Genomic DNA, 23,736 nt, shown 5'->3' with positions numbered 1-23,736 from the left:
CCGGGCGACCCATTTGCGTTGGCCACCCCCTCAGCCCTCATCCTGAGGAGCCATTCCGCCAGGAATGGCGTCTCAGGAAGAGGGTTCAGGGTGTTCCAGCAGTCATCAGCCCGCGCAGCACAGCGACGAACTCTGTCGCCGCCTCGGCCACGGTACGGTCGTTCTGGATCGTCACCAGCTCGGCGCGCTGCGTCTGCAAGGGCGCCTCACGGGCGAGCCTGGCTGCGATATCGGCCTCGCTCTCGCGGCCTCGCGCGGCGAGCCGCTTCGCCAGCACCGCATTCGGAGCGGTGATGTTGACGACGCTCACCCGCCCGGCCAGCCGCTCGGCAACCGGAATGACGCCACGCGAGATGTTGACGATCACGGCCTGCCCGCACGCGATGCCGGAGAGTTCCGCCGCGGGAATGCCATAGGTCAAGCCATGCGCACCCCAATTCAGCGCCATCTCGCCGCGCGCGACGGCCGCCTCGAATTCGGCTTGGGAGCAGCTGTCGTGATCCTCGGCGCCTGCCATCGCCGGCCGCGTGATCAGGCGGCGGGCAAAGTGGAACCGGGCATCGCCAGCGAGCGCCGCGCGGGCGGCGTCCATCAATGTGTCCTTGCCGGCTCCCGACGGGCCGACGACGAGGATGAGAGCTCCCGGCGCTGCGGCCGGCAATCCTGAAGCGATCTGAGAAGGAAGCGACATCGTGGCCAAGGAAACAGGAAAGAAACTGGGACTGGAACCTCTGATCGACCCGACCGCGCAGGTGCGGCAGGCGACGCTTGGACGCTACACCGAGATCGGCGCGCGCACGTCCTTCGTCGAGTCGACGATGGACGACTACTCCTATGTCGTGAACGATTCCAATGTCATCTACACGACGATCGGGAAATTCTGCTCGATCGCGGCGATGACCCGGATCAACCCCGGCAACCACCCGATGCAGCGGGCCAGCCAGTCGCATTTCACCTATCGCGCTTCGGCCTATTTCGACGATGCGGAGGACGATGCCGCGTTCTTCGCCTGGCGGCGCTCGACGCCGGTGACCATCGGCCACGATGTCTGGATCGGCCATGGCGCGATCATCCTGCCCGGCCGCACGATCGGTACCGGCGCGGTGGTCGCGGGCGGCGCGATCGTCACCAAGGATGTCGCGCCCTACACCATCGTCGGCGGCAATCCGGCCAGGCCGATCCGGCAGCGTTTCCCGGAGCCGATCGCCGAGCGCTTGCTGGCACTGGCCTGGTGGGATTGGGAGCATGCGCGCCTGCGCACGGCGCTGGCGGATTTCCGCAGCCTGTCGGTCGAGGCGTTCCTGGAGAAGCACGGAGGGTAGATCATCCGGCGCACAGCGCAGGGTTGTGAATTTGATCTATATCAACCGGCCTGGAGAGAGACTGTTAACCAAGAGAACGGCTTGATCTGATCGGAAAATAGGCAAAACGTCACCGTTGGGAATGTTGAGATGGACCCTACCGATCACCTCTCCACTCGCCTCAGCTTCATCGAGTTCGATGCAGCCGCGCAACAGCGCATGCGCGACGTCAAGGAGGTGATCGTCGGGGCGCTGCCAGGCGCGCTCGAGGCGTTTTACCGCCAAGCCAGGACCTTCCCGCAGACACGCGGCTTCTTCTCCAGCGAGCAGCATATCGAAAGCGCAAAGCAACGACAGCAGGGCCACTGGCAAAGAATGGCGGATGGCGCATTCGACCAGCCCTATGTCGATGCCGTCACCACCATCGGCAAGGTCCATGCCCGGATCGGGCTGGAGCCACGCTGGTATATTGGCGGCTATGCCCTGATCCTGGAGAAACTGATCGCCGGCGTGCTGGAAGCGCGCTGGCCCCGAAACGCCTTCGGCCGGCAGAGCCCGGGCGCAAGCGAGCGTTCGGGCGAGATTTCGGCCATCGTCAAGGCCGCCCTGCTCGACATGGACTACGCCATCTCGGTCTATCTCGAGGCATCGGAAGCCGCCCGCCTCAAGATTGAGGCCGAAGCGCGTGCGATCGAACAGGCCAAGGCGGGCGAGCGCGACAAGGCCATAGCCTCCGTCAGCGAAGGACTGGCCGCGCTTGCCGGCGGCGACCTGACCTTCCGGATCGCCGAAAACATTCCGGAGGAATACGCGTTGATCCGCGATAATTTCAACGCCGCCATGATGCGGCTGGAGGACATGGTCTCGACCATCCAATCGACGTCGGAGCTCATTGTCGGCGCCTCTCAGGAGATCAATACCGGCTCGCAGGACCTGTCGATGCGCACCGAGCAGCAGGCGTCGGCGCTGGAGGAGAGCGCTGCCACGACCGAGGAACTCGCCGCCTTCCGTCAAGACGTCGGCCCAGTCCTCCCGACTGTCAGTTTCGCTCTCCGACGAGGCGAGCTCCATCGCCCGCACCGGCGGCACCATCGTCAACGACGCGATCGACGCCATGTCGCGGATCGAAGAGGCTTCGACCCGAATCTCGGAAATCACCACGGTCATCGACGGCATCGCTTTCCAGACCAATCTGCTGGCGCTCAATGCCGCTGTCGAGGCCGCCCGGGCAGGCGACGCAGGGCGCGGCTTCGCCGTGGTCGCCGCCGAGGTACGCGCGCTCGCTCAGCGCTCCGCCGCCGCGGCCAAGGACATCACAGCCCTGATTGCTTCCTCGGACGCCGAGGTGACAGGTGGCGTGAAGCTGGTGCGGCTGGCTGGCGAAACGCTGGAGAAGATCGTCGACGCCTCGGTCCGCGTCTCCACGACGGTTCAGGAGATCGCCGCCGCCTCGGGTGAGCAGGCCAACGGCATCGACGAAATGAGTCAGACCGTGGCGCATATGGACGAGATCACCCAGCAGAACGCCGCGCTGGCCGAGGAAAGCGCGGCAAGCGCCCGTGCGCTGCTCGACCACATTGCGCAGCTCAACCGGCTCGTCAGCGCCTTCCGGACACAGGATACACGCAGTCCCGCCCGTCCGATGCGACGGGTCGCCTGAGGCCGATGATTTAGTCGCGCAAGCGCCAGACCGAACTCTGCTTGATCTCGGCGTCCTCCAGCGAGCGCGTCACCGGAACCTGATAGGTCGCCAGCGCCTCCAGCCTGTCCCGAGGCAGATAGCTGCGGCCGGGATCGCCGATCAGCACGGTCGCGCCGCGCGCCTGCAATAGCGAGAGCCAGTCAATGATGCTCTCCGCCATCGCGCGCTCATAGCAGACATCGCCGGCGCAGATGACCTCCCAGCCCGCGTCACGGCCGATCAGATCGTCGAGCAGAACCTCGACGTGAACGCCATTGGCCTGCGCGTTGAGTCCGATCGCCTCGCCGGCGAAGGCGTCGATGTCGCAGGCTTCGACCCGCGCTGCACCGGCCTTGGCGGCGGCAATCGCCACGAGCCCCGAGCCGCTGGCGAAATCGAGCACGCGCTTGCCGGCCACGATTTCGGGCTGGTCGATGAGATAGCGCGCCAAGGCCTGTCCGCCGGCCCAGGCAAAGGCCCAGAAGGGCGGCGGCAGGCCAATGGTGGCAAGCTCATCTTCGGTCTTCTGCCACAGCTCCGTCGCCTCCTCGGCGACATGGAGCAAAATCTCCGGCGCATGCGGCACCGGCAGCAACCGCGTCTGCGCCAGGATGAAGCCGCGCCGGTCGAGCCCGATGGCTACTGCGCTCACGCCGCGACCTCGGTCGTCGGCTGGTCCAGCAGGCCGCGATAGAGCGCCTTGACCGCGTTCATCACATCGCGCTCGGTATAGCCATCGATCAACCTTGCGCGCGCGCTCGTGCCCATGCGCTCAGCCAGCGCCGGGGCGCCGGCGAAGGTGATCAGTGCCTTGGCGAGCGCGGCGGCGTCGTCGGCGGGCACCACGATCCCGTCGCGCCCGTCGCGGACGAAGCTGCGGCAGCCCGGCACATTCGTGGTCAGGATCGCGCGGCCGCAGGCCGCCGCCTCCAGGATGGTGCGTGGCAAACCCTCGCCGCCGCGCGAGGGCAGGATGCAGAGATGGTGCTGGCGCCAGACGCCCTCGATATCGCGTGTCGGGCCGGCCCAGTTGATGCCCGGCTGGACCGCCCATTGCTTCAGCGTCGCCTCGGGAATCGCCTTGGGATTGGACGGGTCGGGCGCGCCATGCACCGTGAGCTCGACGCGCGCGCCTTCTGCCCGCGCCAATCGCACCGCCTCGACCGCGAGATCGACGCCCTTCGACCAGAGCATGCGCGCGACCAGCGCGACCTTGAGCGGCGGGGTCGCCGGCATCGGCTCCGGCATCAGGATCAAGGGATCGACGCCCGCGCCGCCGACGATAGCGACCTTGCCCGCATCCTGCGGATCGAAGCCCAGCGAGACGGGATCGTCGGGGTTCTCGAACAGGAAGCGGGTTTGCGGCCCGTCGATCGCAGCGCGCAGCCAAAACCGGACGGCGAGCCGCGCCGCGCCCGCGACCAGGCCCTGCTTGGCGCCGAGAAAGCCCAGGCCCGTCAGCGCATAGACGCGGCGCTCGACGCCCGCGAGCTTGCCGGCGAGGCCGGCGAGCACGATCGGCTTCAAGGCGATGCAATGCAGGATGTCGGGCCGCTCGGCCTCGATCAAGCGCTTCAGCGCCGTGATCTGGCGGTAAAGCGCGCGCGGATCGAGGCTGCGGCGCTCGGCCTCCAGCGCGATCAGACGGGCTCCCGTCGCCTCGATGACGCGGCGGTGATGACGCTCACGGGCGATGACGACGACCTCGAAATCAAGCTCGCGCGCAGCCCGCGCCATCGGCAGGAAATGCGAGGCGAAGAACCAGTCTTCCGTGGCAACGAAAAGGAGTTTGGGGCGGCGCATGGCGCGACATCAGGCGCAAGCGGCGCGGAAGGTCAAGCGGGTGGAGAGCACGAGGATCGGGAGAAGACGGTTTGCGCTGCGGCTTCCACCCATGGTGGACCCTAGAAAGTCCGGCGGCTAACTCTTATTGGCTTCGGGGCTGTGTCCTTGGCGGAGGGCTCCATGCCTCGCATACACATTCTCGGCGCATCCGGTTCGGGAACAACGACGCTCGGCGAAGCGCTCGGAATTCTTCTCGATGTGCCGCACATGGATTCTGACGCGTTCTATTGGCTCCCGACCGACCCTCCGTTCCAGACGCCTCGGCCGCTCTCGGTGCGGCAGACCCTGCTTCTCGATCAATTGAAGCCGGACGCGAGCTGGATCTTGTCCGGCTCCGCGCTCAAATGGGCCCAACCATTGGAGCCGCTATACGAGCTGATCATCTATCTGCGGCTCGATCCCGCACTTCGCATGGAGCGGCTGCGCAAGCGTGAACTGGCGCGCTATGGCGAGCGGGTCTCTCCGAACGGAGACATGGCCGCGACAAGCGTGGCGTTTCTCAATTGGGCAGCCGCTTATGATACTGCTGGCGCCGAGCAACGTAGCCGTATCGCGCATGAGGAATGGCTCGCCACGCAAACCGCGCCCGTTCTTCGCCTCGATTCATCCAAGCCAGTGAAACATCTGGCGGCTGCGGTACAGGCGGCCATCCAGTGAGGCGAGAGCGGGTTGAGCGCAGCACAGTGACAACCGGAAAGGTCATCCTCCTCAACGGTGCCTCCAGCAGCGGGAAATCCACCCTCGCCCGCGCTGTCCAGGCCAGGATCGGCGAGCCCTTCTGGCACATCTCCATCGACCATCTGCGCGATGCCGGCGTCCTTCCCTCCGCTCGCATCAAGAGCGGCGAATTCAAATGGGCCGAGATCAGGGGCGGCTTCTTTGCTGGCTTCGAACGCTCGCTGACCGCCTATCTCGATTGCGGCAACAATCTCATCGTCGAATACATCATGGAGAATCGCGAATGGCTTCAGCGAACCGCCCGGCTCCTCAAGGGATATGACGTGTTTTTCGCAGGCATCCATTGCTCGTTGGAGGAGCTGGAACGCCGCGAAATCGCCAGAGCCGATCGACCGATCGGCGATGCCCGCCGGGACTATCACGCCATCCACGCCTATTGCGCCTACGACGCCGAATTCGACAGCACCTTGCCGCCTGACGAGAACGCCGAGCGCTTGATCGCACTCTGGCAGGCCCGCTCGGGCCCTTCGGCCTTGGAACGGTTCGCTGTGGTCGAAGCCTGACTTCCTCCACAAAGCGCCGACGGCTCCCTCGGCGTTTAGCCAAGGGAGCCGATCGGACGATCCATCGTGAAGCGCGGTCTCAGTAGAGCGAGCAGACCTTGCGGTAGCCGGTGACCTCGCCGAAGCGGTTGACGCGCTCGACCATCTCGCAGCGGCGCACCGGAGCATCCTCCTCATAGACGGGCTCGGCATAGGCGCGGTTGGCGGAGGCTGCGAGCAGGCCGCCGACGGCGAGCGCTCCGACGATGCCGGCGCCGACGCCCCAGCCACGATGGCGCGGATAGGCCTCGGCGCTGCCCGCGCCGGCGAGAATGGCGGTGGAGAGGGTGAGTGCGGCCAAAGCGGCGGTCGCGGTCTTCTTGAAGCTGGTCATGATGGTATCTCCCGAGGTCCAGTCGGGGGCGAACCATTCGCCCTCCATGAGCATTGGTCGCAGCGGACGAGCGGGAGGTTCAAAGGGAGACGATTATTTTTTCAGTCTCCGGAACGAGCATCATATTCGCGCGTCATCCTGGCCGAAGCCCTCGGGTCCGACCTTCGGTCGGCCCGAGGACAGGCTCCGCGGAGCGCCGGGATCCATCGGAGGGCCAATCTTTTGCAGGGCCAGGCTCTACGGTGGATCCCGGGACGACCTGCGGTCGCCCAGGATGACGCGGTGTTTCAGAGCTCGATTGTAAGAGGACTCAGGGCCGCGCCGCCGAGACCGGCAGCACCCGCGCCAGGGCGGCCGGCGCATCGACGCGGCCGGCGCCGAAGATCGGGTTGCGGCCCTTGCCGCCGAGATCGATGGCGCTCTCCATCAGGAGCTTGCGCACGCCTTCCAGGTCGAGGTCCGGGCGCTTTTCCAGGAGCAGCGCCACCAGCCCCGAGACATGGGCGGCCGCGATCGAGGTGCCCGAGGAGAAGGCGTAGCGCCCCTCCGGCTCGGCCGCGAGCACATCGACGCCCGGCGCCGCGACCGCTATATAGCTGCCACGATTGGCCTGTGCGAAGGGCTTGTCCTGGGCGTCGGTCGCGGTGACCGCGATGACGTTGGGATCGGCGCCGGGATAGAGCGGGGCTGCATTCGCGCCGCCATTGCCGGCGGCAGCGACCGCGACCATGCCCTTGGTCTTGGCTCCAGCGAGCGAACGCGACAGCAAGCGGTCCTGCGGCCCCGCAAAACTCAGATTGACCACCCGCGCACCCTCCCCCGCCGCCCAGTCGAGCGCCGAGAGGATGTGGTAGGTCGTGCCGTTGGCCGAGGCTGGCGCGCTGTTGCCGGAAAACGCGCGCGCGGCAAGCAGGCGCGCCGCCGGCGCGACACCCTGCAGCTGCGCCTGCGCCATGATCGCGCCCGCCATCGCCGTGCCATGGGCATGGGGCGCGGTATCGCCGCCAACCGCGTCGAAACTGCCGGCGAGCACGCCTTGCAATTCGGGATGAGCCAGATCCGCGCCGGAATCGATCACCGCCACACGGATCTTGTCGCCACGCGCCAGTTTGTGGATGGCGTCGTAATGCAAGGTCTCGGCGACGTATTGCGGCTGCAATTCGCGCTTGGGCGCGACGGAGACCAATGGCGCGACCGGCGGCAGATCGGGCGATGCGATGACGGGCGGCGCGGCCAGGACCGGCGCCGCATCCTCGGGTTTCGGCAGCGAGGCGACCGGCTCGGCGGCAGCGCTTGCGGCTTCAGGCACGGCTTGCGCGGCCTCGTCCTTGGGCGCTTCCGGCCTCAGCGCATCCTGCTGGAGCGTATAGAGGTAGTTCGGCTGCGCGCTGGCGATGCGGGCATCGCCCGCCATCTGCGACAGCACGGTGCGGGCGCTGCGGCCATCGTTCAAACGCGCCCGGATGATGGTCACACCAGCCAGATCGAAGCGGCGGCTCGACATCAAGGTGGCGCGATGACGGCGCAGGACGGCATCGGCCTGAGCATTGGGCGCCAATTCGACCAGGATCTCGTCGGCCACGAAACGGCGCTCGCTTGCTGCGGGAACGATGATGCGCGGCTGCCCGGGGGCGGGGCGCGCGGTCTGCGCCGGGGGCGGCGCCCGGCGCGCTGGTGCGGCGGCTTGCACAGGAGCGGGCCGGCGCGGATGGCGCAGCACCGGCTCGTCGAGATCGTCACCATCGAGGATGATCGGACGCCTCGGGCGGCGCGGCTGCGGCGGCTCGGGCTCATAGGGATCATAGACCGGCCGCCGCATCGCCTGGTCGAGGATGATGCCGCCGATAATTCCTGCGCCGATGCCGGCCGCTCCCCGCCCCCAGCCGCCGGCTCGGCCCGGATAGCGCGACGGACGGCCGGGCCGCCCGGTTTCGACGCGCCCGCCCCTGCCAGGATAGGCGCGGCCGGGCACGGCACTCTCACGGGATGTCGGGATCGCGGTTTGGCTGCGCAGCGCCGGCTGGGCGCGCGTGACGCCCTGCCGCGTCGCCGGATAGTCGAAGTCGCGCCCACCATACGTCTGGGCACGGAGCTCACTGACAGGTGCGATCAGGCCAAGCAGGAGCGCCAGCGCAACGCCATGCCGAAAGCGCAGACCAGCGCGGATCATGACGAAGCGATCGACAAGGCGTGACATCACCTTCGCCCCTCTTCCAGGTTCATAATAGTAGCACAGACGTCGTTTCGGCGGCGCATGATGCGGTGTCAGGGTGCCGGCGCCACGAAGCTGACGATGGCGCCCTCCGCCTTCATTCGCGCCGCGATGGCGTCGACTTGCGCCGGCGTGAGCTTCGCATCGCCGATGCGGACCTTGAAGAAGCCATTGGCGCGCGGCCCATCGACCACCGAAGCATCATAGCGCTTGAAGAAGGCGGCGATGTCGCCCGCCTTGGCCTCCGCAGCAAAACTCAAGAGCACATAGCGGTCAGAGGATTGCACGCCCGGTACCGAGGCGGTCTGGAAACCGCCGCCACCGCCGCGTAAGGCAAGACCGGTGATCGCCACACCCTGGAGCGCGATCAGCGCGAGCGCTGCGGCGCTGGCATAAGCGATCCGACGCGGCGGCTGGGCCGCGAGCCACTGCCCGAACCAGCCCAGGAGGCCGCTCCTGGCGCGGGACAAGAGCGGCGCCTGCCGCGGCTCGGCCTCGATACCGGCCATCAAACGATCGAGTGCCCGAGGTGACGGCGCGCCGAGCTGCTCGTTGAACAGGATGGTCTCGGCCATGTCGTCACGGATGATGTCGAGCCGCAGGCGCAGTTCGGGATCAGCCGCGAGCGCCGTCTCGACGCGCAGCTTGTCGGCCGCCGAGATCCGGCCATTGGCATAGAAGGGCAGCAGCTGTTCGAGTTCGACGCGCTTGGGGTCGGCCGCGATATTGTCAGTCATAGCGTACCTCCCCAACAGATCGTTCGAGCATTCGCCAGCGTGAGTCGGCTGGCGTGGCTTTCGAGAACCCGGGCGGAACGGACATCGGTCCGTGAGCACCGGAAGCGCAGACGATCGCGCCAGACGGCCGCGATGGTGGAATGATCGAGCGGTCTGTCATGGCCAGCCCCGGTCGATGCCTGCCGCCTTGAGCAGTTCGCCCAGCTTCTTGCGGGCATGGAAAAGCCGCGTCTTGACCGTGTTCTCCGGGATGCCGACGATGCGGGCGACCTCCTCGACCGAAGTCTCGTGATAATAGACCAGGTCGATGACCTCGCGATGCTCGAGGCTGAGCTTGCCGAGGCAGGCGCGGATCGCCAGACCCTTATCCTGCTTCTGCAGCACGATCTCCGGGTCGTCGGCTTCATCCTCGAGGCTTTCGGCAAAGTCGTCGTCGAGCCCAGCCTCGCGCCGCTTGCGCAGCAGCGAATAGGCCTTGTTGCGGGCAATCGCGAGCAGCCAGGTCGCGACCGAGGCGCGTGCCTCGAAACGATCGGCCTGGCGCCAGAGATCCATGAAGACGTCACTGATCACATCCTCCGCCATCGTCTCGTCGCGGACGAGCCGCAGCACGAAACGGTAGACCCGAATTTGGTGCCGCGAGAACAGCACCTGCATTGCGAGCCGGTCGCCGGAGGCGATCCGTTTGACGAGGTCGTCGTCCGATTCCGTATGCATCGCCCTCAAGGCCCGGCATTCCGGCTCGCAAGGGTTGGTCGCAGCGAGCGCGTGAAAGGTTCAATCGGAAACGAGATTAATCGGCCCCGCGCATTGCGCCAGTGTTTCCGTTTGTTGCGGGACAAGTGGAGCGCGTAACAATAAGAAGGCGTTGGCTCAGCGAGAGGCGGACCGTGATCAAGAGATTGATCGAAATGGCGTTCGCGGCGACGTCTCGATATCGGGAAACTGCCGACGAAGCGTTTCGCCCGAAGCTGCTGCCGCCCGAGCCGTTCAGCAAGGGCGTTCCAACGCTGCAGGCCGGCGTCTATCGGCCCGTCAGCCCCATGCTGAAGGAGCGCTTCGAGCGATGCGGCCGCTGGACGGTCGCCAGCCACGGAGACTGGCTCTCGGCTGCAGACATGGAGAGCCTTTGGTCGGAAGCCGATACGGCCGCCGACGCTCTGCTTTGCGGGATAAAGCAATCGCAGATCGCAGCGGCGGAAGGCTGGCCGAATGACGCCTCCACCCTGTTCCGGCCAGAACGGCTCTCCCTCTTTGCCGGCAGCGAGTACAGCTATGAGAGGATCTATCTGCTCTGGATCGAGTTCGAGGACGAGCCGGAACTCTGGGTTTACGACGCCAATGGCGAATCCCGCTATCGTGACCTGGCCACCTATCTGCAGGCCTACCTCGCGGAGGATGTCAGCGCGGCCTCGCAGTCCTGGCGCGCCTGACCATCGCTGGCCGAGCTTCGGAGTCTCTCTCCCGAATCCTCGGCAGGGAAACCTCGTTTGCAGATACCGCCATCCCGCGTGATGGCGGCCCAAATCACTTACACGCCCGGCGCAGCGAAAACGGCTGGCAAAATGCCCGCATGGTCGCCGCGGCGACGATCCTGCCGCGCAGCCACTGATCAGGACAAGACGAGGTCGGGGGCGAGCGCCGCCAGGAAGTTCCGGGCGTCGAACAACGCGCCCGGAGCGAAGACGCCGCTTTGTGCCGTCTTGCTGCTCAGGATTCGCTCGGCGGCCTCGACGACCAGAGGCGCGGTGATCGCGTAGATGTCCCGTCCGCGGGCCGCCGCCCGGCGCACCGTACTTCCCTGCCGGATTTCGACCTCCACGAGGAAGGTTTGCGCCGAACGTCCCGACGCGTCGGCCGCGACCGGCGCAGGGGTTGTCGTGTCTCGAAGATCGCGCAGCGGCGCCGTGTTCAGAAAAGTGTGGAGTTCGGAGAGCTGAAGATGGCGCCCGATCAGGACCGCCTCGGTGAAGGGCAGTTCGACCATCTCCTGCGCGCCGAAGGGTTCCGCAAACGACCAGATGGCATTCGGCGCCGGATCGGCCAGCGGCTGCAGCGTCCCGCCGGAGATCGTCACGCGACGGGCCGTGTTGCGCTGCCCTGTGGCGCGCGTCCCCTCGGTCGGCTCCCAACTGTCGAGGGCGATCCCGATGCGCGCCTCATCGGCGTGGCTCCAGTCCCCCATGGCGGCAGTCGCCAGCAGGTCGCTCAGGCCGCCATAGAAACCCATGGCGGGGATGACGACGACGCCGGCCGCTTCGGCCGCCGAGGCGTAGCGCGCAAAGGTCGCCTGGGCGCTGCCTTGCTCGGCCGTCACGTCGAGATAATGGATGCGTGCCTGCAATGCCGCCGAGACCAGGGGCTCGGCCGTATCGAGGAACGGTCCAGCACAGTTGATGACCGCGGCGGCCCCCTTGAGGGCGCGGGCGAGCGAGGCGGGATCTTCGAGGGTGGCGACGACCTGTCTGACGCCCCTGGGAAAGCCGGCCGCCGCCAGCTTGGCTGCGTCACGCCCGATAGCAATGGCCGTGAAGCCGCGTCGCGACAGCTCCCGGACCACGAAGCGGCCGGTATGTCCGGAGGCCCCGTAGACCGCAACCGCCGGCCGGCCGCCCTCTGCTCTCAAAAGCTGATCAGTCATATTGTCCTCCGCGCTACAGACCTGTCTGTTCTATTTAGTTACAGACAGGTCTGTAGCGCGTCAAGCACGAAGCTGCTATCTCTGCCGGCGCCAGGAGAACGACACAGGAGAACAGCACATGAGGACTGAGCAGGAGGGCGGCCGGCCAACCGCGGAAACCGGCCAGGTCGACATGCGCGAGCGGATCCTCGCGATCGCTTCCGACCTGTTCTACCGCCGGGGCGTGCGCGCTGTCGGCGTCGATCTGGTCGTCGAGGCGGCAGGCATCGCGAAAACGAGCCTCTATCGTCACTTTCGAACGAAGGACGACCTCATCGCCGCGTTTCTGCAGCGGGAGGACGAGGATTTCTGGGCGTGCTGGGATGGCGTGGCGGCGCGCCATGGACAGGACGGCGAAGCCGAGCTCGCGGCGCAGATGGCCTGGATCGGAGAGCGCGTCGGCCGCCCCCATTATCGCGGCTGCCCCCAGCTCAACGTCGCCGCCGAGTTTCCCGACGAGGATCACCCGGCCCGGATCGTCGCCCGGATGCACAAGCAGGAACTGCGTCGCCGTCTGCGCGGCATCGCCGAGCGATTGCGGGTCGACCGGCCAGACGAGCTCGCTGCCCAGTTGGCGGTGGTCATCAATGGGGCCTTTGTCAGCTCCCAGATTCTGGCCGACGACGACGCGACGTCGATCCTCCTCCACATGGCGCATGCCCTGATCGCCGCGGCCAGAGGATCGCGAACTTGACCGCGGGAATCCGAACCCTCATCACGCGGTGGACATGGCAGCAGGAGAGGCTTGCATGAGCCGCTATTGGTCGGAGCTTGCCCGGGGTCTGTCGCCCTATGTGCCGGGCGAACAGCCCCGGATTCCAGGGTTGGTGAAGCTGAACACCAATGAGAGTCCGTTTGGGCCATCCCCAATGGCGCTCGAAGCCATTCGGTCCGCCGCCACTGATGCGCTGCGCCTCTATCCGGACCCGCAATCCACATGCCTGCGGGAGGTGCTGGCCGAGCATCACGGCGTCGCGCCCGAACAGGTTTTTGTCGGCAACGGCTCGGACGAGGTGCTCGCCCACAGCTTCGCGGCGCTGCTGAAGCAGCCTGGGCCCCTGCTGTTTCCCGACGTCACCTACAGCTTCTATCCCGTCTACTGCCGGCTGTTCGGCATCGCGCATGAGACGGTCCCGCTCGACGGCGCGATGCGCGTCCGCATTACCGATTATCTCGACCATGGCGGCGCCATCATCATTCCCAACCCGAACGCGCCGACGGGGATCGCACTGCCGCGGGCGGAGATCGAACAACTCGCGAGCAAGCGGGCCGATGCGCCTGTGGTGATCGACGAGGCCTATGTCGATTTCGGCGCGGACAGCGCCATTCCCCTGATCCGCGACCATCCCAATCTGCTCGTGGTCCAGACCCTGTCGAAGTCGCGTGCGCTCGCCGGCCTTCGCGTCGGCTATGCGATTGGCGACCAGGCGCTGATCGAAGCCCTGACGCGGGTGAAGGACAGCTTCAACTCCTACCCGCTCGGGCGCCCGGCCCAGGCGGGCGCCATCGCCGCCATCCAGGACGAAGCTTATTTCCAGGAGACGCGATCGGCCATCATCGCCAATCGGGAGAGCCTGGCTGCGTCTTTGGTCCGGCTTGGCTTCGATGTGCTGCCGTCCAGCGCCAACTTCGTCTTCGCTCGCCACCCCGGCCACAGCGGCCAGGCGCTCTCGGCGGCGCTGCGCGAGCGCGCTGTTCTCGTCAGGCATTTCTCCGGTCCGCGCCTATCCGACTTCATCCGGATCACCATCGGATCGAAAGCGGAACTCGGCCGCCTGACGGAGGCGCTGGCAGAGTGTCTTGCGACGCCATCGCCAGCCTAGAGTGTTTTCGAGCGAAGTGGAGACCGGTTCGCGTGAAGAAAACGCGTTAAAACAAAGAGCTAGATCTGTTTTACGATCCAATTGGATCGGAAACTGCTCTAGCGGCCGCGGTCAGCCAAGCCGAAAGCACGCCTCGAATGCCGGCTTCGCCAGCGAACGCGCAGTAGAAGCAGCCAAGGAGGAGCGACGATATGAAAAAGAGCGCAACGACCACGGGCGAATCCCCTTCGAGCGAATCCCCTGCGCGATTGATCGATGCGAAAATCGCGGAATTGGACGACTGGAGGGGCAAGACGCTCTCCCATATCCGTGCGCTCATCAGGCAGGCGGACCCAGACGTGGTCGAGGAGTGGAAATGGCGGGGTGTGCCGGTGTGGTCTCACGCCGGAATCATCTGCACCGGCGAGACCTATAAGAGCGTGGTCAAGCTGACCTTCGCCAAGGGCGCCTCGCTCGCGGATCCGTCAGCCCTGTTCAACTCCAGCCTCGAAGGCAACACCAGACGCGCCATCGATCTCCGCGAGGGCGAAGAGATCGCTCAAGACGCCTTCAAGGCGCTCATCCGTGCTGCCGTGGCCTTGAACGGAGCTTCGGGCCGATAAGCGCATGCGGCGGCATGCTCACGAACGCCCAATAGAAAAGCCCGCCGGACTTGGGACGCCGGGCGGGCTATTCTTGTATCAGGACAGGATCGTGTCCGATCTCGGACTAACGACCACTAAGCCCGAGCAGCGACCTTCTTTGCCTTTTCGGCGGCCTTGGCGAGCTTTTCCGCCGCCTTGGCGATCTTGTCGGTGCTCGCCTTGGTCTTGGCGGCTTTCGCTGCGGCCTTGGCTTCGATCTGCTCGGCCTTGGCTTGTGCCTGCTCAGCCGCAACGATCGCCGCGGTCTCGGCTTCCACCGCTTCCTTGGCGAGGCGCTGCGCACGCAGGCGGGCGGTCTTCTGCATCACGGCGTCGCGTTCGGCCTGTTCGGCCTCCATCGCGCGCGATGCTTCCTGTTTACGTGCGTCGGCCTTGTCGAAGGCCATTTGCGCCCGCCGCTTGATTTCGTCGGCGGAGAGTCCTCGCGTCGCCATGGCGGCTCGCTCCGATGCTGCGCTTGAGCCGAGAGGCGAATTCGCGTTTTGGACCGTTACGGCCCGAAACGACCCGTCTCTCTGAGAGGAGGCGTGTCACGCCGGCCGGGGCGCAGGGGCCAAGGCCGGAATCGTCGACTGCCGAGCCTCCTGCCGCCGATCGGCCGCGAGCGAGAACCCCGTCAGCTAGAGCGTTTTCAAGCGAAGCGGATACCGGTTCGCGTGAAGAAAACGCTTTGATATAAAGACTAGAGCGGTTGAACGATCCACTTGGATCGGAAACTGCTCTAGAGCATCGTCAAGCGAGGCAGCTCTCGCCGCTTCACCTGAAGATAATGCACTCAAAGTAAGAATCCAGGGCAACCGAGCGATCCAAGCGGACCGGATCGCCCTGGCAATCGTCTGATATCAGCGGCGGCCCTTGCCGGCGGCGCGGAGCTGGGCGTACTGCACGGCTTCCAGCAGCACCTTGCGCGGACGCTCGGCGTCGCGGCGGGCCTGCTCGGCCTTGCGGGCGACTTCGCGGGCGATCTCGGCCAGGCGCTCTTCCTCGGCGAGGCGGGCGGCCTCGATGGCGGCCAGGCGCTCGGCTTCGACCCGGGCGGCGGCCTTCTCTGCATCGCGAACCGCGCGCGCATCGGCAATGGCCTGGCGCTCCGCGCGGCGCTGCTGCATGATCGGGTCATCGGGCCCCGGCCTCGCCTTGAAACGCTCAAGGAGCGCCTGCTTGGCGGCCGCCGAATTGGCCTTGCGATCAGTGAAGCTGCGGTCGTTCGGGTTCTTCAAGGCTAGCCTTCTCTCGTGTTGTCACGGGCGCGATCCGTGCCCCGCGAGGGGCCAATAATCCAGATCGCGCCGAATTGGTATCCAAATCAACGCGCAGGCGCTGCGCCTCCAGCGCGGACCGGCTTCGGCTTGGGCTTCGGCGCGGCGATCAAGCCTTCGCGCTGCATCTGCTTGCGCGCGACCTTGCGGGCGCGGCGAATGGCGTCGGCCTTTTCACGGACGCGCTTCTCGGACGGCTTCTCATAAGCCGAACGGCGCTTCATTTCGCGGAAGACGCCTTCGCGCTGCATCTTCTTCTTCAGGACCCGGAGGGCCTGGTCGACATTATTGTCGCGGACGAGAACCTGCATGCCTGTCTCCTGCGTTTATAGTGACGGAAAAAGGGCCGGGCTATGAACCCCGACCCCTCGTCGAACCGCATCGTCGTTGGACCGGAAGGTTCAGGCGCCAGTACATCCGTGGTCGCCGAACCCAAATTCCGATGCCGACAGATGCGGCTTAGCGGCTCACTCAGCGCGGAGCTGGTCGGCAGACATCTTGCCCGAGCGCTTGTCCTGAACCATCTCGTAGGAGATCTTCTGACCTTCCCGGAGATCGCGCATGCCAGCGCGCTCGACGGCGCTGATGTGGACGAACACGTCCTGCCCGCCATCATCCGGCTGAATGAAGCCGAAACCCTTGGTGGAGTTGAACCATTTAACTGTGCCAGCGGCCATAACGAAACCTTTCGCTAAGTATGTGGGAGCGCGTGATCGCTCACGCGCAAATTTTCGATTTTTTGAGCGGTGAAGGTCGTCAGCAGGCGCACTCTCATGCGCGGGGCCACGTCGTTCGGCCTAAATATCGACAGGCGTCATATGGGCGCTTGAATCGCCCTTGTCAATGCAACCAGCAGATGAAACCGCTTTCGGCATGGCCGCGCCGCCATTGGCAGTGCTTTACAAGCGCGCCGTTTTCGCCAACAGCCAAAGCCGCAAGTCTTGAAAGTTCAACAAGTCCTGAAAGTTCAAACCGGTCGCAGCCGTGAAGACGCCGTCACTGAACCAGTTCCGCCGCATCGTCGTCAAGGTCGGCTCCAGCCTGCTCGTCGACCGGGCGCGCGGCCGTTTGCGCCAGGCCTGGCTCGCCGCGCTGGCCGAGGACCTCGCCGAACTGCATCAGCGCGGCGCCGATGTGCTCGTCGTCTCATCAGGTGCCATCGCACTCGGGCGCACCGTGCTCGGCCTGCCCGCAGGCCCGCTGCGGCTGGAGGAAAGCCAGGCGGCGGCGGCCGTCGGCCAGATCGCGCTCGCCCGGACCTGGGCCGAGGCGCTCAGTCATCACGGCCTCACCGCCGGCCAGATTCTGCTGACGCTCGCCGACACCGAAGAGCGCCGGCGCTATCTCAATGCACGTGCGACGCTGGGCCGCCTGCTCGATCTGCGTGCGATCCCCGTAATCAACGAGAACGACACCGTCGCCACCGCCGAGATCCGCTATGGCGACAATGACCGGCTCGCCGCCCGCGTCGCGACCATGGCCGGTGCCGACCTGCTGGTGCTGTTCTCCGATATCGACGGTCTCTATACCGCCCCGCCCCTCAGTGATCCCGGCGCACGCCATATCCCGCTGGTCGAGCGCATCACGCCGCAGATCGACGCCATGGCAGGCGGGGCTGCCTCCGAACTTTCGCGCGGCGGCATGCGCACCAAGATCGAGGCCGGCAAGATCGCGGCCGCCGGCGGCACGCATATGCTGATCGCCGACGGGCGGGGAAAGAACCCGCTCAGCGCCATCGCCGATGGCGCGCGCTGCACCTGGTTCCTGACCGCCTCCACGCCCGCGACCGCGCGGAAAACCTGGATCGCCGGCTCGCTCGAGCCGCGCGGCGCGCTCCATGTCGACGAGGGCGCGGCGCGGGCCCTGCGCGGCGGGGCGAGCCTGCTGCCGGTCGGCGTCAGCCGGATCGAGGGCGATTTCGCGCGTGGCGACGCCGTGCTGATCCGCGATCCGCACGGTGCGGTGCTCGGACGCGGCCTCGTCGCTTATGATGCAAGCGAGGCGGCGCTGGTGCTCGGCAAGGCCTCGCGCGACATCGAGGCCGTCCTGGGCTATCCCGGCCGCGCCGAGATGATCCACCGGGACGACATGGCGCTGGGCGTCGGTTAAGGTCTGAAGGCATAAAGGGTTTGGATAGGCCGGTCATGACGAGCGAGAGCGCCCTGCGCGTGGTCTCTTCCGACAAGGAGCGCGGCGATGTCGCGGCGCTGATGGGCGATCTCGGCCGGCGCGCGCGCGCCGCCGCGCGCCTGACCGCGCTCGCCCCGGCGGCGAAACGCGATGCCGCGCTCGTCGCGATGGCCGCGGCCCTGCGCGCAAACGTCGCGGATATCCTCGCAGCGAACGCGCTCGATATCGCCGACGCCAAGGCGAGCGGCCAGAACGCCGCCTTCATCGACCGGCTGCTGCTCGACCAGCCCCGCCTCGACGGCGTGGCCGAGGCCGTCGCTTCCGTGGCCGCCCTGCCTGACCCGGTCGGCCGCGTGCTGGCGAGCTGGACGCAGCCCAACGGCTTGCGCTTCGAACGTGTCGCGACGCCGCTCGGCGTCATCGCGGTGATCTTCGAGAGCCGCCCCAATGTCACGGCCGATGCCGGCGCGCTCTGCCTGAAGAGCGGCAACGCCGCGATCCTGCGCGCCGGCTCCGACAGCTTCCGCACCTCGTCGGCGATCGCCGCCGCCCTACGCCAGGGGCTGGAAGCGGCGGGTTTGCCGGCTGACGCGATCCAGCTCGTGCCGACCCGCGACCGCGCGGCTGTCGGCGAAATCCTCAAAGGGCTCGACGGCCATGTCGACGTCGTCGTGCCGCGCGGCGGAAGGAGCCTCGTCGCCCGCGTCCAGAGCGATGCCCGCGTGCCGGTCTTCGCCCATCTCGACGGCAACTGCCATGTCTATGTCCATGCCAGCGCCGATCTCGCAATGGCCCGCGACATCACCCTCAACGCCAAGCTGCGCCGCACCGGCGTCTGTGGTGCGGCCGAGACCCTGCTGGTCGACGAGGCCTGTGCGGCAACGCATCTGAAACCGCTGGTAAGCGCCCTGCTCGACGCCGGCTGCGCCGTACGCGGCGACGTCGCGACGCAAGAACTCGACGCCCGCGTCACCCCCGCGACCGAGCAGGATTGGGCGACGGAATTCCTCGACCGCATCATTGCGGTGAAGCTCGTCGCCGGCCTCGACGCCGCGATCGACCATATCGAGCGCTATGGCTCGCATCATACCGAGGCGATCATCGCCAGCGACGCGCAGGCGGCCCGGCGCTTCCTCGCCGAGGTCGATTCGGCAATCGTGCTGCACAATGCCTCGACCCAGTTCGCCGATGGCGGCGAATTCGGCTTCGGCGCCGAGATCGGCATCGCAACAGGGCGCATGCATGCGCGCGGGCCTGTCGGCGTCGAGCAGCTCTGCTCGTTCAAATACCGTGTCCATGGCGACGGCCAGATTCGTTCGTGACGCAGAATCTAGCCTTGAGCAGCGATCACCTGCGGCTGCCGCCCCATGCGCCGGGCCTGCGCATCGGCCTGTTCGGCGGGAGCTTCAACCCGGCCCATGACGGCCACCGCATGGCGAGCCTGACCGCGCTGCGCCGACTCCAGCTCGACCGCGTCTGGTGGCTGGTGACGCCCGGCAACCCGCTCAAGGACAACGCCGCCTTGCCGCCTTTGGCTGAGCGCGTCGCCTTCGGGCGCGAGATCGCCGACCACGCCCACATCCATGTCACCGGGATCGAGGCGCGGCTGCGCACCCGCTACACCGCCGACACGCTGCGCGCCCTGAAGCTGCGCTGCCCCGGCGTCCACTTCGTCTGGCTGATGGGCTCGGACAATCTCGCCAGCTTCCACCGCTGGAACGAGTGGCGCGCGATCGCCCGGATGATGCCGATCGCGATCATCGACCGGCCGGGCTCGACCCATAGTTCAGTCGCCTCGCCCGCCGCCAACTGGCTCTCGCGCTGGCGGATTTCGGAAAGCCAGGGCGCCGCGCTCGCCGGTGCGAAGCCCCCCGCCTGGATCTTCCTGCATGGCCGCCGCTCCGGTCTCTCCTCCACGCAATTACGCGAACAGGCCGAATCCGATTGAATTTTGGCCTCGCTGAGCGTAATTTGATCAGGTCGCGCTGTGAGCGCGTCGTGATCGAGAGGATACGGAACTGAACCGTTCAACCCTTGGTGAAGCCGAGCCCAAGCCGCTTCCCCAGGCCGCTGTGTCGGAAAACCCATCCGCCGACAGCGTAGCCCTCGCATTGCATGTTCTCGAAGAGATGAAGGCCGAAGACGTCACCGTCATCGACCTGGTCGGCAAGACCTCACTGGCTGATGCGATGATCATCGCGTCGGGCCGGGTGAACCGTCATGTCGCCTCCATCGCCGACAGCCTGGTCGAAGCCCTCAAGGCGTCAGGCCTGCCCACGCCCAAGGTCGAGGGCATGCCGGCCTGCGACTGGGTGCTGATCGACACCGGCGACATCATCGTCCACGTCTTCCGCCCGGAAGTGCGCCAGTTCTACAATCTCGAGAAGATGTGGGGCGCCGACAGGCCCAACGAGCGCCTCGTCAGCTGACCAACGCAGAATGCGAAAAGCGGGAACCGGTTTTCGCATTCTGCTCCAACTTTCCGGAACGAGAGACGCGCGCCGTTGCGCCTCGCCATCATCGCCATAGGCCGGCTCAAGGACGGGCCGGAACGTGAGTTGTGCGAGCGCTATCGCGAGCGCGCGCTGGCGCTCGGGCGCGGGCTGGGCTTGTCCGGTCCCGAGATCGTCGAGCTCGCCGAGAGCCGCGGCCGCCGGCCCGACGAGCGCAAGCGCGACGAGGCCCAGGCCATCACCGCCAAGCTCATGCCCGGGCTGCTGATCGCGCTCGACGAGCGCGGCCGCAGCCTGACCAGCGACGCCTTCGCAGCCAGGATCGCGACCGCGCGCGATGCCGGCACGGCGGCAGCCACCCTCGTCATCGGCGGCGCCGACGGGCTCAGCGACGAGATTCGCGATCGGGCCGATCTGACGATCGCCTTCGGGGCCTTGACCATCCCGCACCAGATCGTGCGCGCGCTGGTGCTCGAACAGCTCTACAGAGCCATGACGATCATCGCCGGACACCCCTATCATCGCGCATGAGACTATTCCGGCCCCTGATTCGCGGATGGCGCAGCCCGGCCTGCTCACGGCATCGCGGCATGCCGTCGGATAAAGACTTCCGCACGTCCTGCAGGCAGGCCTGCAAAGCCTTTGTCGCCCTGTCACTGGCCTTGGTCATCGCCTCTCTCCCTGCCGCCGCCCAATCCCCCGATCCCGAGCAATTGACCCGCGAGGCACAGGCCAAGCAGGTCGAGAAACAGGCCCGCGAGACAGAGCTCAAGGCGATCGAGCAGCGCCTGGCCGGCAATGCCGAGGCGCGTGGCAAGCTGGAGGCCGAGATCGCCGGCATCCGCGCCGACCGCGCCGCCCTCAACAAGGCCCTGCTCGAGGCGACCCAGCGCACCCAGGCTGTCGAGCGGCGCATCGGTGCGATCGAGGACCGGCTCGGCCTGCTGCAATCCAGCGAAGCGGCGATCCGGCGCTCGCTCGAAGGCCGGCGCGGCTTGATCTCCGAAGTGCTGGCGGCGCTGCAGCGCATCGGCCGGCGTCCGCCGCCGGCGGTACTGGTGCGCCCCGAGGATATTCTGGAAGCGGTGCGGGCCTCGATGCTGCTGGGCGCGGTGGTGCCCGATCTGCGCCAGGAGATCGAGATCCTGGGTTCCGATCTCGGCGAACTGGTGCGCCTGCGCGAGAACATCACCGGGGACCGCAAGGCCATCACCACCGAGCTGGAAGGCCTGGCGACGGAACGTCAGCGCCTGGCCTCGCTGATCGAGGCCAGGCGCGAGCGTGAAGCGGGCGCAGCCCGCGACGTCGAGGAGCAGCGCAGCGTCGGTGGCGAGCTCGCGGCGCAAGCGCGCTCCCTGCGCGATTTTGTCGAGCGCATGGAAAAAGAGATTTCGACGGCCAATCGCGCCGCCGAGGCCGCGCGCCAGGCCCTCGAATCGGAAACCCGCGAGCAGCGCCAGCGTATGGCCGCGCTCGCCTTCAAGGACCCCGCACGGCTCGCGCCCAAGATCGCCTTCGCCGAGGCACGGGGCTTGCTTCCATTGCCGGCTGCGGGATCACAATTGCGTGGTTTCGGCGAAAGTGACGGCGCAGGCGGCACGACGCGTGGAATATCTGTGAGTACGCGCCCCAATGCCCTAGTTTCGGCACCTTCGGACGCTTGGGTAGTTTATGCGGGTCCCTTCCGCTCCTTCGGGCAACTCTTGATCCTGAATGCCGGCGGGGGGTACTATCTACTGCTGGCCGGAATGCAGCGCATCGACGTATCGCTGAATCAGTTCGTCCTCGCGGGGGAACCGGTTGCGGTGATGGGCGAAACGTCGGAAGCTGCCGCGACGATCGTAGGTTCTGGGACCGGACAACCGGTTCTTTATATAGAGTTCAGAAAAGACGGCGTTTCGGTCGATCCGACGCCGTGGTGGACGAAATCGCAAGGCGAAAAGGTTCGCGGATGATGCGCAAGGTTTCCCTCGTTTTCGCCGGTGCGGTCATGGGCGCCGGCCTGACCGGTCTGGTCACCCAGACAAAGCTGTTCACCTCGACCAGCGCGGTCGCGGCTTCCGCCGAGGTCTATCGCAGTCTCAACCTGTTCGGTGACATCTTCGAGAAGATCCGCACCGATTATGTCGAGAAGCCGGATGAACAGAAGCTGATCGAGGCCGCGATCAACGGCATGGTCTCCTCGCTCGATCCGCATTCAGGCTATCTCGACGCCAAGAGCTTCCGCGACATGGACACCGACATGCGCGGCCAGTTCGGCGGGCTCGGCATCGAGGTTACGATGGAGGACGGCGTCCTCAAGGTCGCCAAGCCGATCCGCGACACGCCCGCCTCCAAGGCCGGCATCCTCTCCAACGACATCATCCGCCAGATCGACGGCGACGAGGTCAAGGGCCTGAGCCTGACCCAGGCCGTCGAGAAGATGCGCGGCATCATCAACACCCAGGTCAAACTCAAGATCGAGCGCCCGGGCAAGACCGACCCGCTCGAATTCACCCTGACCCGCACCACCATCGTGGTGCCGGCTGTCGAGGAACGCGTCGAAAACGACGTCGGCTATATCCGCATCGGCACCTTCAGCGAACAGACCTATGAGGGTCTGCGCAAGGGCATCGAGAAGGTCAACACCGAGATCGGCAAGGACAAGATCAAGGGCTACGTCATCGACCTCCGCAACAATCGCGGCGGCCGTCTCGACCAGTCCGTGCTGGTCTCCAACGCCTTCCTCGAGCGTGGCAAGATCGTCTCGACGCGCGGCCGCAACGCCGAGGAGACGCAGGTCTTCAACGCCAAGCCCGGCGGCGACCTGACCAAGGGCAAGCCCGTCGTGGTGCTGATCAACGGCTCCTCCGCCTCGGCAGCCGAGATCGTCGCCGGCGCGCTGCAGGACCACAAGCGCGCGACCATCATGGGCACGCGCTCCTTCGGCAAGGGCTCGGTCCAGACCGTGATCCCGCTCGGCGCCAATGGCGGCCTGCGCCTGACCACGGCGCGCTACTACACCCCGTCCGGCAACTCGATCCAGGCGAAGGGCATCACGCCCGATGTCGAGGTCGCGCAGGAGATCCCGGCCGAGCTCAAGGACAAGCTCGGCGAGAGCAAGGGCGAGGCCTCGCTCAAGGGCCATCTCAAGACGGTCGACGGCAAGGAAGAGCAGTCCGGCTCGGCCTCCTACGTGCCCAACGATCCGTTGAAGGACACGCAGCTGATCGCGGCGCTCGACCTGCTGCGCGGCGTCAAGAAGGACGCCGCCGCGCCTGCGCCGGCGCCCGCCCCTGAGGCGCCGAAGCCGAACTGAGCACGGGAGACGCGCCGCCCGGCACTCGACGCGCGGCTCGCCACACGACAAGACTAGAC

At 66.5% G+C, this 23,736-nt stretch carries 27 protein-coding genes and 1 pseudogene; 16 read left to right on the top strand and 12 right to left on the bottom strand.

Translation table 11 applies throughout. The features are described from left to right. Positions 1–85: 85 nt before the first annotated feature. A complete protein-coding gene (gene phnN / locus J2Y55_RS02250) occupies positions 86–661 on the bottom strand; it encodes a phosphonate metabolism protein/1,5-bisphosphokinase (PRPP-forming) PhnN (RefSeq protein WP_404978818.1) in 576 nt (191 codons plus the stop codon). Between the two features lie 31 nt (positions 662–692). Here phnN and J2Y55_RS02245 point away from each other — a divergent pair, with 31 nt between their 5' ends. The 3 genes and pseudogenes from J2Y55_RS02245 (at position 693) to J2Y55_RS02235 (ending at position 2,961) form a co-directional block, all read left to right on the top strand. Continuing rightward, positions 693–1,322 (top strand): transferase hexapeptide repeat family protein, encoded by a 630-nt coding sequence (locus tag J2Y55_RS02245; RefSeq protein ID WP_310147165.1) that lies wholly within the window; start codon positions 693–695, stop codon positions 1,320–1,322. A gap of 129 nt (positions 1,323–1,451) precedes the next feature. Next, a pseudogene (locus tag J2Y55_RS30075) lies at positions 1,452–1,895 on the top strand (protoglobin domain-containing protein); the annotation flags it as partial. Between the two features lie 298 nt (positions 1,896–2,193). Further along, positions 2,194–2,961 carry a methyl-accepting chemotaxis protein gene (locus J2Y55_RS02235; RefSeq protein WP_404978817.1) on the top strand — a complete coding sequence of 256 codons (768 nt, stop codon included), beginning with the start codon at positions 2,194–2,196 and terminating at the stop codon, positions 2,959–2,961. Positions 2,962–2,971: 10 nt separating this feature from the next. Here the strand turns inward: J2Y55_RS02235 and J2Y55_RS02230 are convergent, their stop codons facing one another. Then, the gene (locus J2Y55_RS02230) at positions 2,972–3,634 is read right to left on the bottom strand and encodes a class I SAM-dependent methyltransferase (protein ID WP_310147164.1); all 663 of its coding nucleotides are present in this window, start codon (positions 3,632–3,634) and stop codon (positions 2,972–2,974) included. Next, the gene (locus J2Y55_RS02225) at positions 3,631–4,785 is read right to left on the bottom strand and encodes a glycosyltransferase family 4 protein (protein ID WP_310147163.1); all 1,155 of its coding nucleotides are present in this window, start codon (positions 4,783–4,785) and stop codon (positions 3,631–3,633) included. The genes J2Y55_RS02230 and J2Y55_RS02225 overlap by 4 nt, the downstream gene beginning before the upstream one ends. Before the next feature lie 162 nt (positions 4,786–4,947). Between J2Y55_RS02225 and J2Y55_RS02220 the strand changes: the two genes are divergently transcribed. Both J2Y55_RS02220 and J2Y55_RS02215 read left to right on the top strand, forming a co-directional pair. Further along, entirely contained in the window at positions 4,948–5,484 is a 537-nt protein-coding gene (locus J2Y55_RS02220) for a P-loop NTPase family protein (RefSeq protein WP_310147162.1), read from the top strand. A gap of 26 nt (positions 5,485–5,510) precedes the next feature. Continuing rightward, entirely contained in the window at positions 5,511–6,068 is a 558-nt protein-coding gene (locus J2Y55_RS02215) for a chloramphenicol phosphotransferase CPT family protein (RefSeq protein ID WP_310147161.1), read from the top strand. A 79-nt stretch (positions 6,069–6,147) separates the two neighbouring features. Here J2Y55_RS02215 and J2Y55_RS02210 read toward each other — a convergent pair whose 3' ends face one another. The 4 genes from J2Y55_RS02210 to J2Y55_RS02195 form a co-directional block, all read right to left on the bottom strand. Further along, complete coding sequence (locus J2Y55_RS02210; RefSeq protein ID WP_310147160.1) at positions 6,148–6,441, bottom strand: hypothetical protein; 294 nt, start codon at positions 6,439–6,441, stop codon at positions 6,148–6,150. A gap of 310 nt (positions 6,442–6,751) precedes the next feature. After that, on the bottom strand, positions 6,752–8,638 hold the full coding sequence (locus J2Y55_RS02205) for a S8 family serine peptidase (RefSeq protein ID WP_310147159.1): 1,887 nt from the start codon (positions 8,636–8,638) through the stop codon (positions 6,752–6,754). A 68-nt stretch (positions 8,639–8,706) separates the two neighbouring features. Further along, positions 8,707–9,390, bottom strand: a complete 684-nt coding sequence (locus J2Y55_RS02200) for a hypothetical protein (RefSeq protein WP_310147158.1) — start codon at positions 9,388–9,390, stop codon at positions 8,707–8,709. A 156-nt stretch (positions 9,391–9,546) separates the two neighbouring features. Next, positions 9,547–10,116, bottom strand: coding sequence for a sigma-70 family RNA polymerase sigma factor (locus tag J2Y55_RS02195; RefSeq protein WP_404978793.1), 570 nt, complete (start codon positions 10,114–10,116; stop codon positions 9,547–9,549). A gap of 185 nt (positions 10,117–10,301) precedes the next feature. Between J2Y55_RS02195 and J2Y55_RS02190 the strand changes: the two genes are divergently transcribed. Further along, a complete protein-coding gene (locus tag J2Y55_RS02190) occupies positions 10,302–10,823 on the top strand; it encodes a hypothetical protein (RefSeq protein ID WP_310147157.1) in 522 nt (173 codons plus the stop codon). 179 nt (positions 10,824–11,002) lie between these two features. Here the strand turns inward: J2Y55_RS02190 and J2Y55_RS02185 are convergent, their stop codons facing one another. Further along, positions 11,003–12,031 carry a saccharopine dehydrogenase family protein gene (locus J2Y55_RS02185; RefSeq protein WP_310147156.1) on the bottom strand — a complete coding sequence of 343 codons (1,029 nt, stop codon included), beginning with the start codon at positions 12,029–12,031 and terminating at the stop codon, positions 11,003–11,005. A 118-nt stretch (positions 12,032–12,149) separates the two neighbouring features. On the opposite strand from J2Y55_RS02185, the gene J2Y55_RS02180 reads away from it, so the two are divergent. From J2Y55_RS02180 to J2Y55_RS02170, 3 genes are all read left to right on the top strand, one after another. Next, entirely contained in the window at positions 12,150–12,764 is a 615-nt protein-coding gene (locus J2Y55_RS02180) for a TetR/AcrR family transcriptional regulator (protein ID WP_310147155.1), read from the top strand. Positions 12,765–12,819: 55 nt separating this feature from the next. Continuing rightward, a complete protein-coding gene (gene hisC, locus J2Y55_RS02175) occupies positions 12,820–13,893 on the top strand; it encodes a histidinol-phosphate transaminase (RefSeq protein WP_310147154.1) in 1,074 nt (357 codons plus the stop codon). Between the two features lie 191 nt (positions 13,894–14,084). Then, positions 14,085–14,495 (top strand): DUF1801 domain-containing protein, encoded by a 411-nt coding sequence (locus J2Y55_RS02170; protein WP_310147153.1) that lies wholly within the window; start codon positions 14,085–14,087, stop codon positions 14,493–14,495. A gap of 116 nt (positions 14,496–14,611) precedes the next feature. On the opposite strand, the gene J2Y55_RS02165 is transcribed toward J2Y55_RS02170, so the two are convergent. From J2Y55_RS02165 to J2Y55_RS02150, 4 genes are all read right to left on the bottom strand, one after another. After that, the gene (locus J2Y55_RS02165) at positions 14,612–14,971 is read right to left on the bottom strand and encodes a hypothetical protein (protein WP_103720977.1); all 360 of its coding nucleotides are present in this window, start codon (positions 14,969–14,971) and stop codon (positions 14,612–14,614) included. 408 nt (positions 14,972–15,379) lie between these two features. Beyond that, positions 15,380–15,757, bottom strand: coding sequence for a DUF6481 family protein (locus J2Y55_RS02160; protein WP_310147152.1), 378 nt, complete (start codon positions 15,755–15,757; stop codon positions 15,380–15,382). 86 nt (positions 15,758–15,843) lie between these two features. Beyond that, the gene (gene rpsU / locus J2Y55_RS02155; protein WP_069693190.1) at positions 15,844–16,107 is read right to left on the bottom strand and encodes a 30S ribosomal protein S21; all 264 of its coding nucleotides are present in this window, start codon (positions 16,105–16,107) and stop codon (positions 15,844–15,846) included. 156 nt (positions 16,108–16,263) lie between these two features. After that, positions 16,264–16,473: a cold-shock protein gene (locus J2Y55_RS02150; protein ID WP_068179468.1), complete on the bottom strand. Its 210-nt coding sequence runs from the start codon at positions 16,471–16,473 to the stop codon at positions 16,264–16,266. Between the two features lie 307 nt (positions 16,474–16,780). Here J2Y55_RS02150 and proB point away from each other — a divergent pair, with 307 nt between their 5' ends. From proB to J2Y55_RS02115, 7 genes are all read left to right on the top strand, one after another. Further along, a complete protein-coding gene (gene proB, locus J2Y55_RS02145) occupies positions 16,781–17,905 on the top strand; it encodes a glutamate 5-kinase (RefSeq protein WP_310147151.1) in 1,125 nt (374 codons plus the stop codon). A gap of 101 nt (positions 17,906–18,006) precedes the next feature. Beyond that, positions 18,007–19,248 (top strand): glutamate-5-semialdehyde dehydrogenase, encoded by a 1,242-nt coding sequence (locus J2Y55_RS02140; RefSeq protein ID WP_310148652.1) that lies wholly within the window; start codon positions 18,007–18,009, stop codon positions 19,246–19,248. A gap of 14 nt (positions 19,249–19,262) precedes the next feature. Further along, positions 19,263–19,874, top strand: a complete 612-nt coding sequence (locus J2Y55_RS02135; protein ID WP_310147150.1) for a nicotinate-nucleotide adenylyltransferase — start codon at positions 19,263–19,265, stop codon at positions 19,872–19,874. A gap of 124 nt (positions 19,875–19,998) precedes the next feature. Then, positions 19,999–20,355, top strand: coding sequence for a ribosome silencing factor (gene rsfS, locus J2Y55_RS02130; protein ID WP_244546325.1), 357 nt, complete (start codon positions 19,999–20,001; stop codon positions 20,353–20,355). Between the two features lie 75 nt (positions 20,356–20,430). Next, entirely contained in the window at positions 20,431–20,910 is a 480-nt protein-coding gene (rlmH, locus tag J2Y55_RS02125) for a 23S rRNA (pseudouridine(1915)-N(3))-methyltransferase RlmH (RefSeq protein WP_310147149.1), read from the top strand. A gap of 59 nt (positions 20,911–20,969) precedes the next feature. Next, positions 20,970–22,334, top strand: a complete 1,365-nt coding sequence (locus J2Y55_RS02120; protein ID WP_310147148.1) for a murein hydrolase activator EnvC family protein — start codon at positions 20,970–20,972, stop codon at positions 22,332–22,334. Next, a complete protein-coding gene (locus tag J2Y55_RS02115) occupies positions 22,334–23,677 on the top strand; it encodes a S41 family peptidase (protein WP_310147147.1) in 1,344 nt (447 codons plus the stop codon). The genes J2Y55_RS02120 and J2Y55_RS02115 overlap by 1 nt, the downstream gene beginning before the upstream one ends. Positions 23,678–23,736 lie beyond the last annotated feature (59 nt).

This window comes from Allobosea sp. BE125 (assembly GCF_031456075.1).
Classification (GTDB): Bacteria; Pseudomonadota; Alphaproteobacteria; order Rhizobiales; family Beijerinckiaceae; genus Allobosea.
This window is presented reverse-complemented; position numbering and strand designations above follow the sequence as displayed.

Bases quoted from the DNA above. Each gene is read 5' to 3' on its own strand.
- J2Y55_RS02225 (WP_310147163.1), bottom strand. From the start codon at position 4,785: ATGCGCCGCCCCAAACTCCTTTTCGTTGCCACGGAAGACTGGTTCTTC.
- J2Y55_RS02220 (WP_310147162.1), top strand. From the start codon at position 4,948: ATGCCTCGCATACACATTCTCGGCGCATCCGGTTCGGGAACAACGACG.
- J2Y55_RS02210 (WP_310147160.1), bottom strand. From the start codon at position 6,441: ATGACCAGCTTCAAGAAGACCGCGACCGCCGCTTTGGCCGCACTCACC.
- J2Y55_RS02205 (WP_310147159.1), bottom strand. From the start codon at position 8,638: ATGTCACGCCTTGTCGATCGCTTCGTCATGATCCGCGCTGGTCTGCGC.
- J2Y55_RS02200 (WP_310147158.1), bottom strand. From the start codon at position 9,390: ATGACTGACAATATCGCGGCCGACCCCAAGCGCGTCGAACTCGAACAG.
- J2Y55_RS02190 (WP_310147157.1), top strand. From the start codon at position 10,302: ATGGCGTTCGCGGCGACGTCTCGATATCGGGAAACTGCCGACGAAGCG.
- J2Y55_RS02185 (WP_310147156.1), bottom strand. From the start codon at position 12,031: ATGACTGATCAGCTTTTGAGAGCAGAGGGCGGCCGGCCGGCGGTTGCG.
- J2Y55_RS02180 (WP_310147155.1), top strand. From the start codon at position 12,150: ATGAGGACTGAGCAGGAGGGCGGCCGGCCAACCGCGGAAACCGGCCAG.
- hisC (WP_310147154.1), top strand. From the start codon at position 12,820: ATGAGCCGCTATTGGTCGGAGCTTGCCCGGGGTCTGTCGCCCTATGTG.
- J2Y55_RS02170 (WP_310147153.1), top strand. From the start codon at position 14,085: ATGAAAAAGAGCGCAACGACCACGGGCGAATCCCCTTCGAGCGAATCC.
- J2Y55_RS02165 (WP_103720977.1), bottom strand. From the start codon at position 14,971: ATGGCGACGCGAGGACTCTCCGCCGACGAAATCAAGCGGCGGGCGCAA.
- rpsU (WP_069693190.1), bottom strand. From the start codon at position 16,107: ATGCAGGTTCTCGTCCGCGACAATAATGTCGACCAGGCCCTCCGGGTC.
- J2Y55_RS02150 (WP_068179468.1), bottom strand. From the start codon at position 16,473: ATGGCCGCTGGCACAGTTAAATGGTTCAACTCCACCAAGGGTTTCGGC.
- J2Y55_RS02140 (WP_310148652.1), top strand. From the start codon at position 18,007: ATGGGCGATCTCGGCCGGCGCGCGCGCGCCGCCGCGCGCCTGACCGCG.
- J2Y55_RS02120 (WP_310147148.1), top strand. From the start codon at position 20,970: ATGCCGTCGGATAAAGACTTCCGCACGTCCTGCAGGCAGGCCTGCAAA.
- J2Y55_RS02115 (WP_310147147.1), top strand. From the start codon at position 22,334: ATGCGCAAGGTTTCCCTCGTTTTCGCCGGTGCGGTCATGGGCGCCGGC.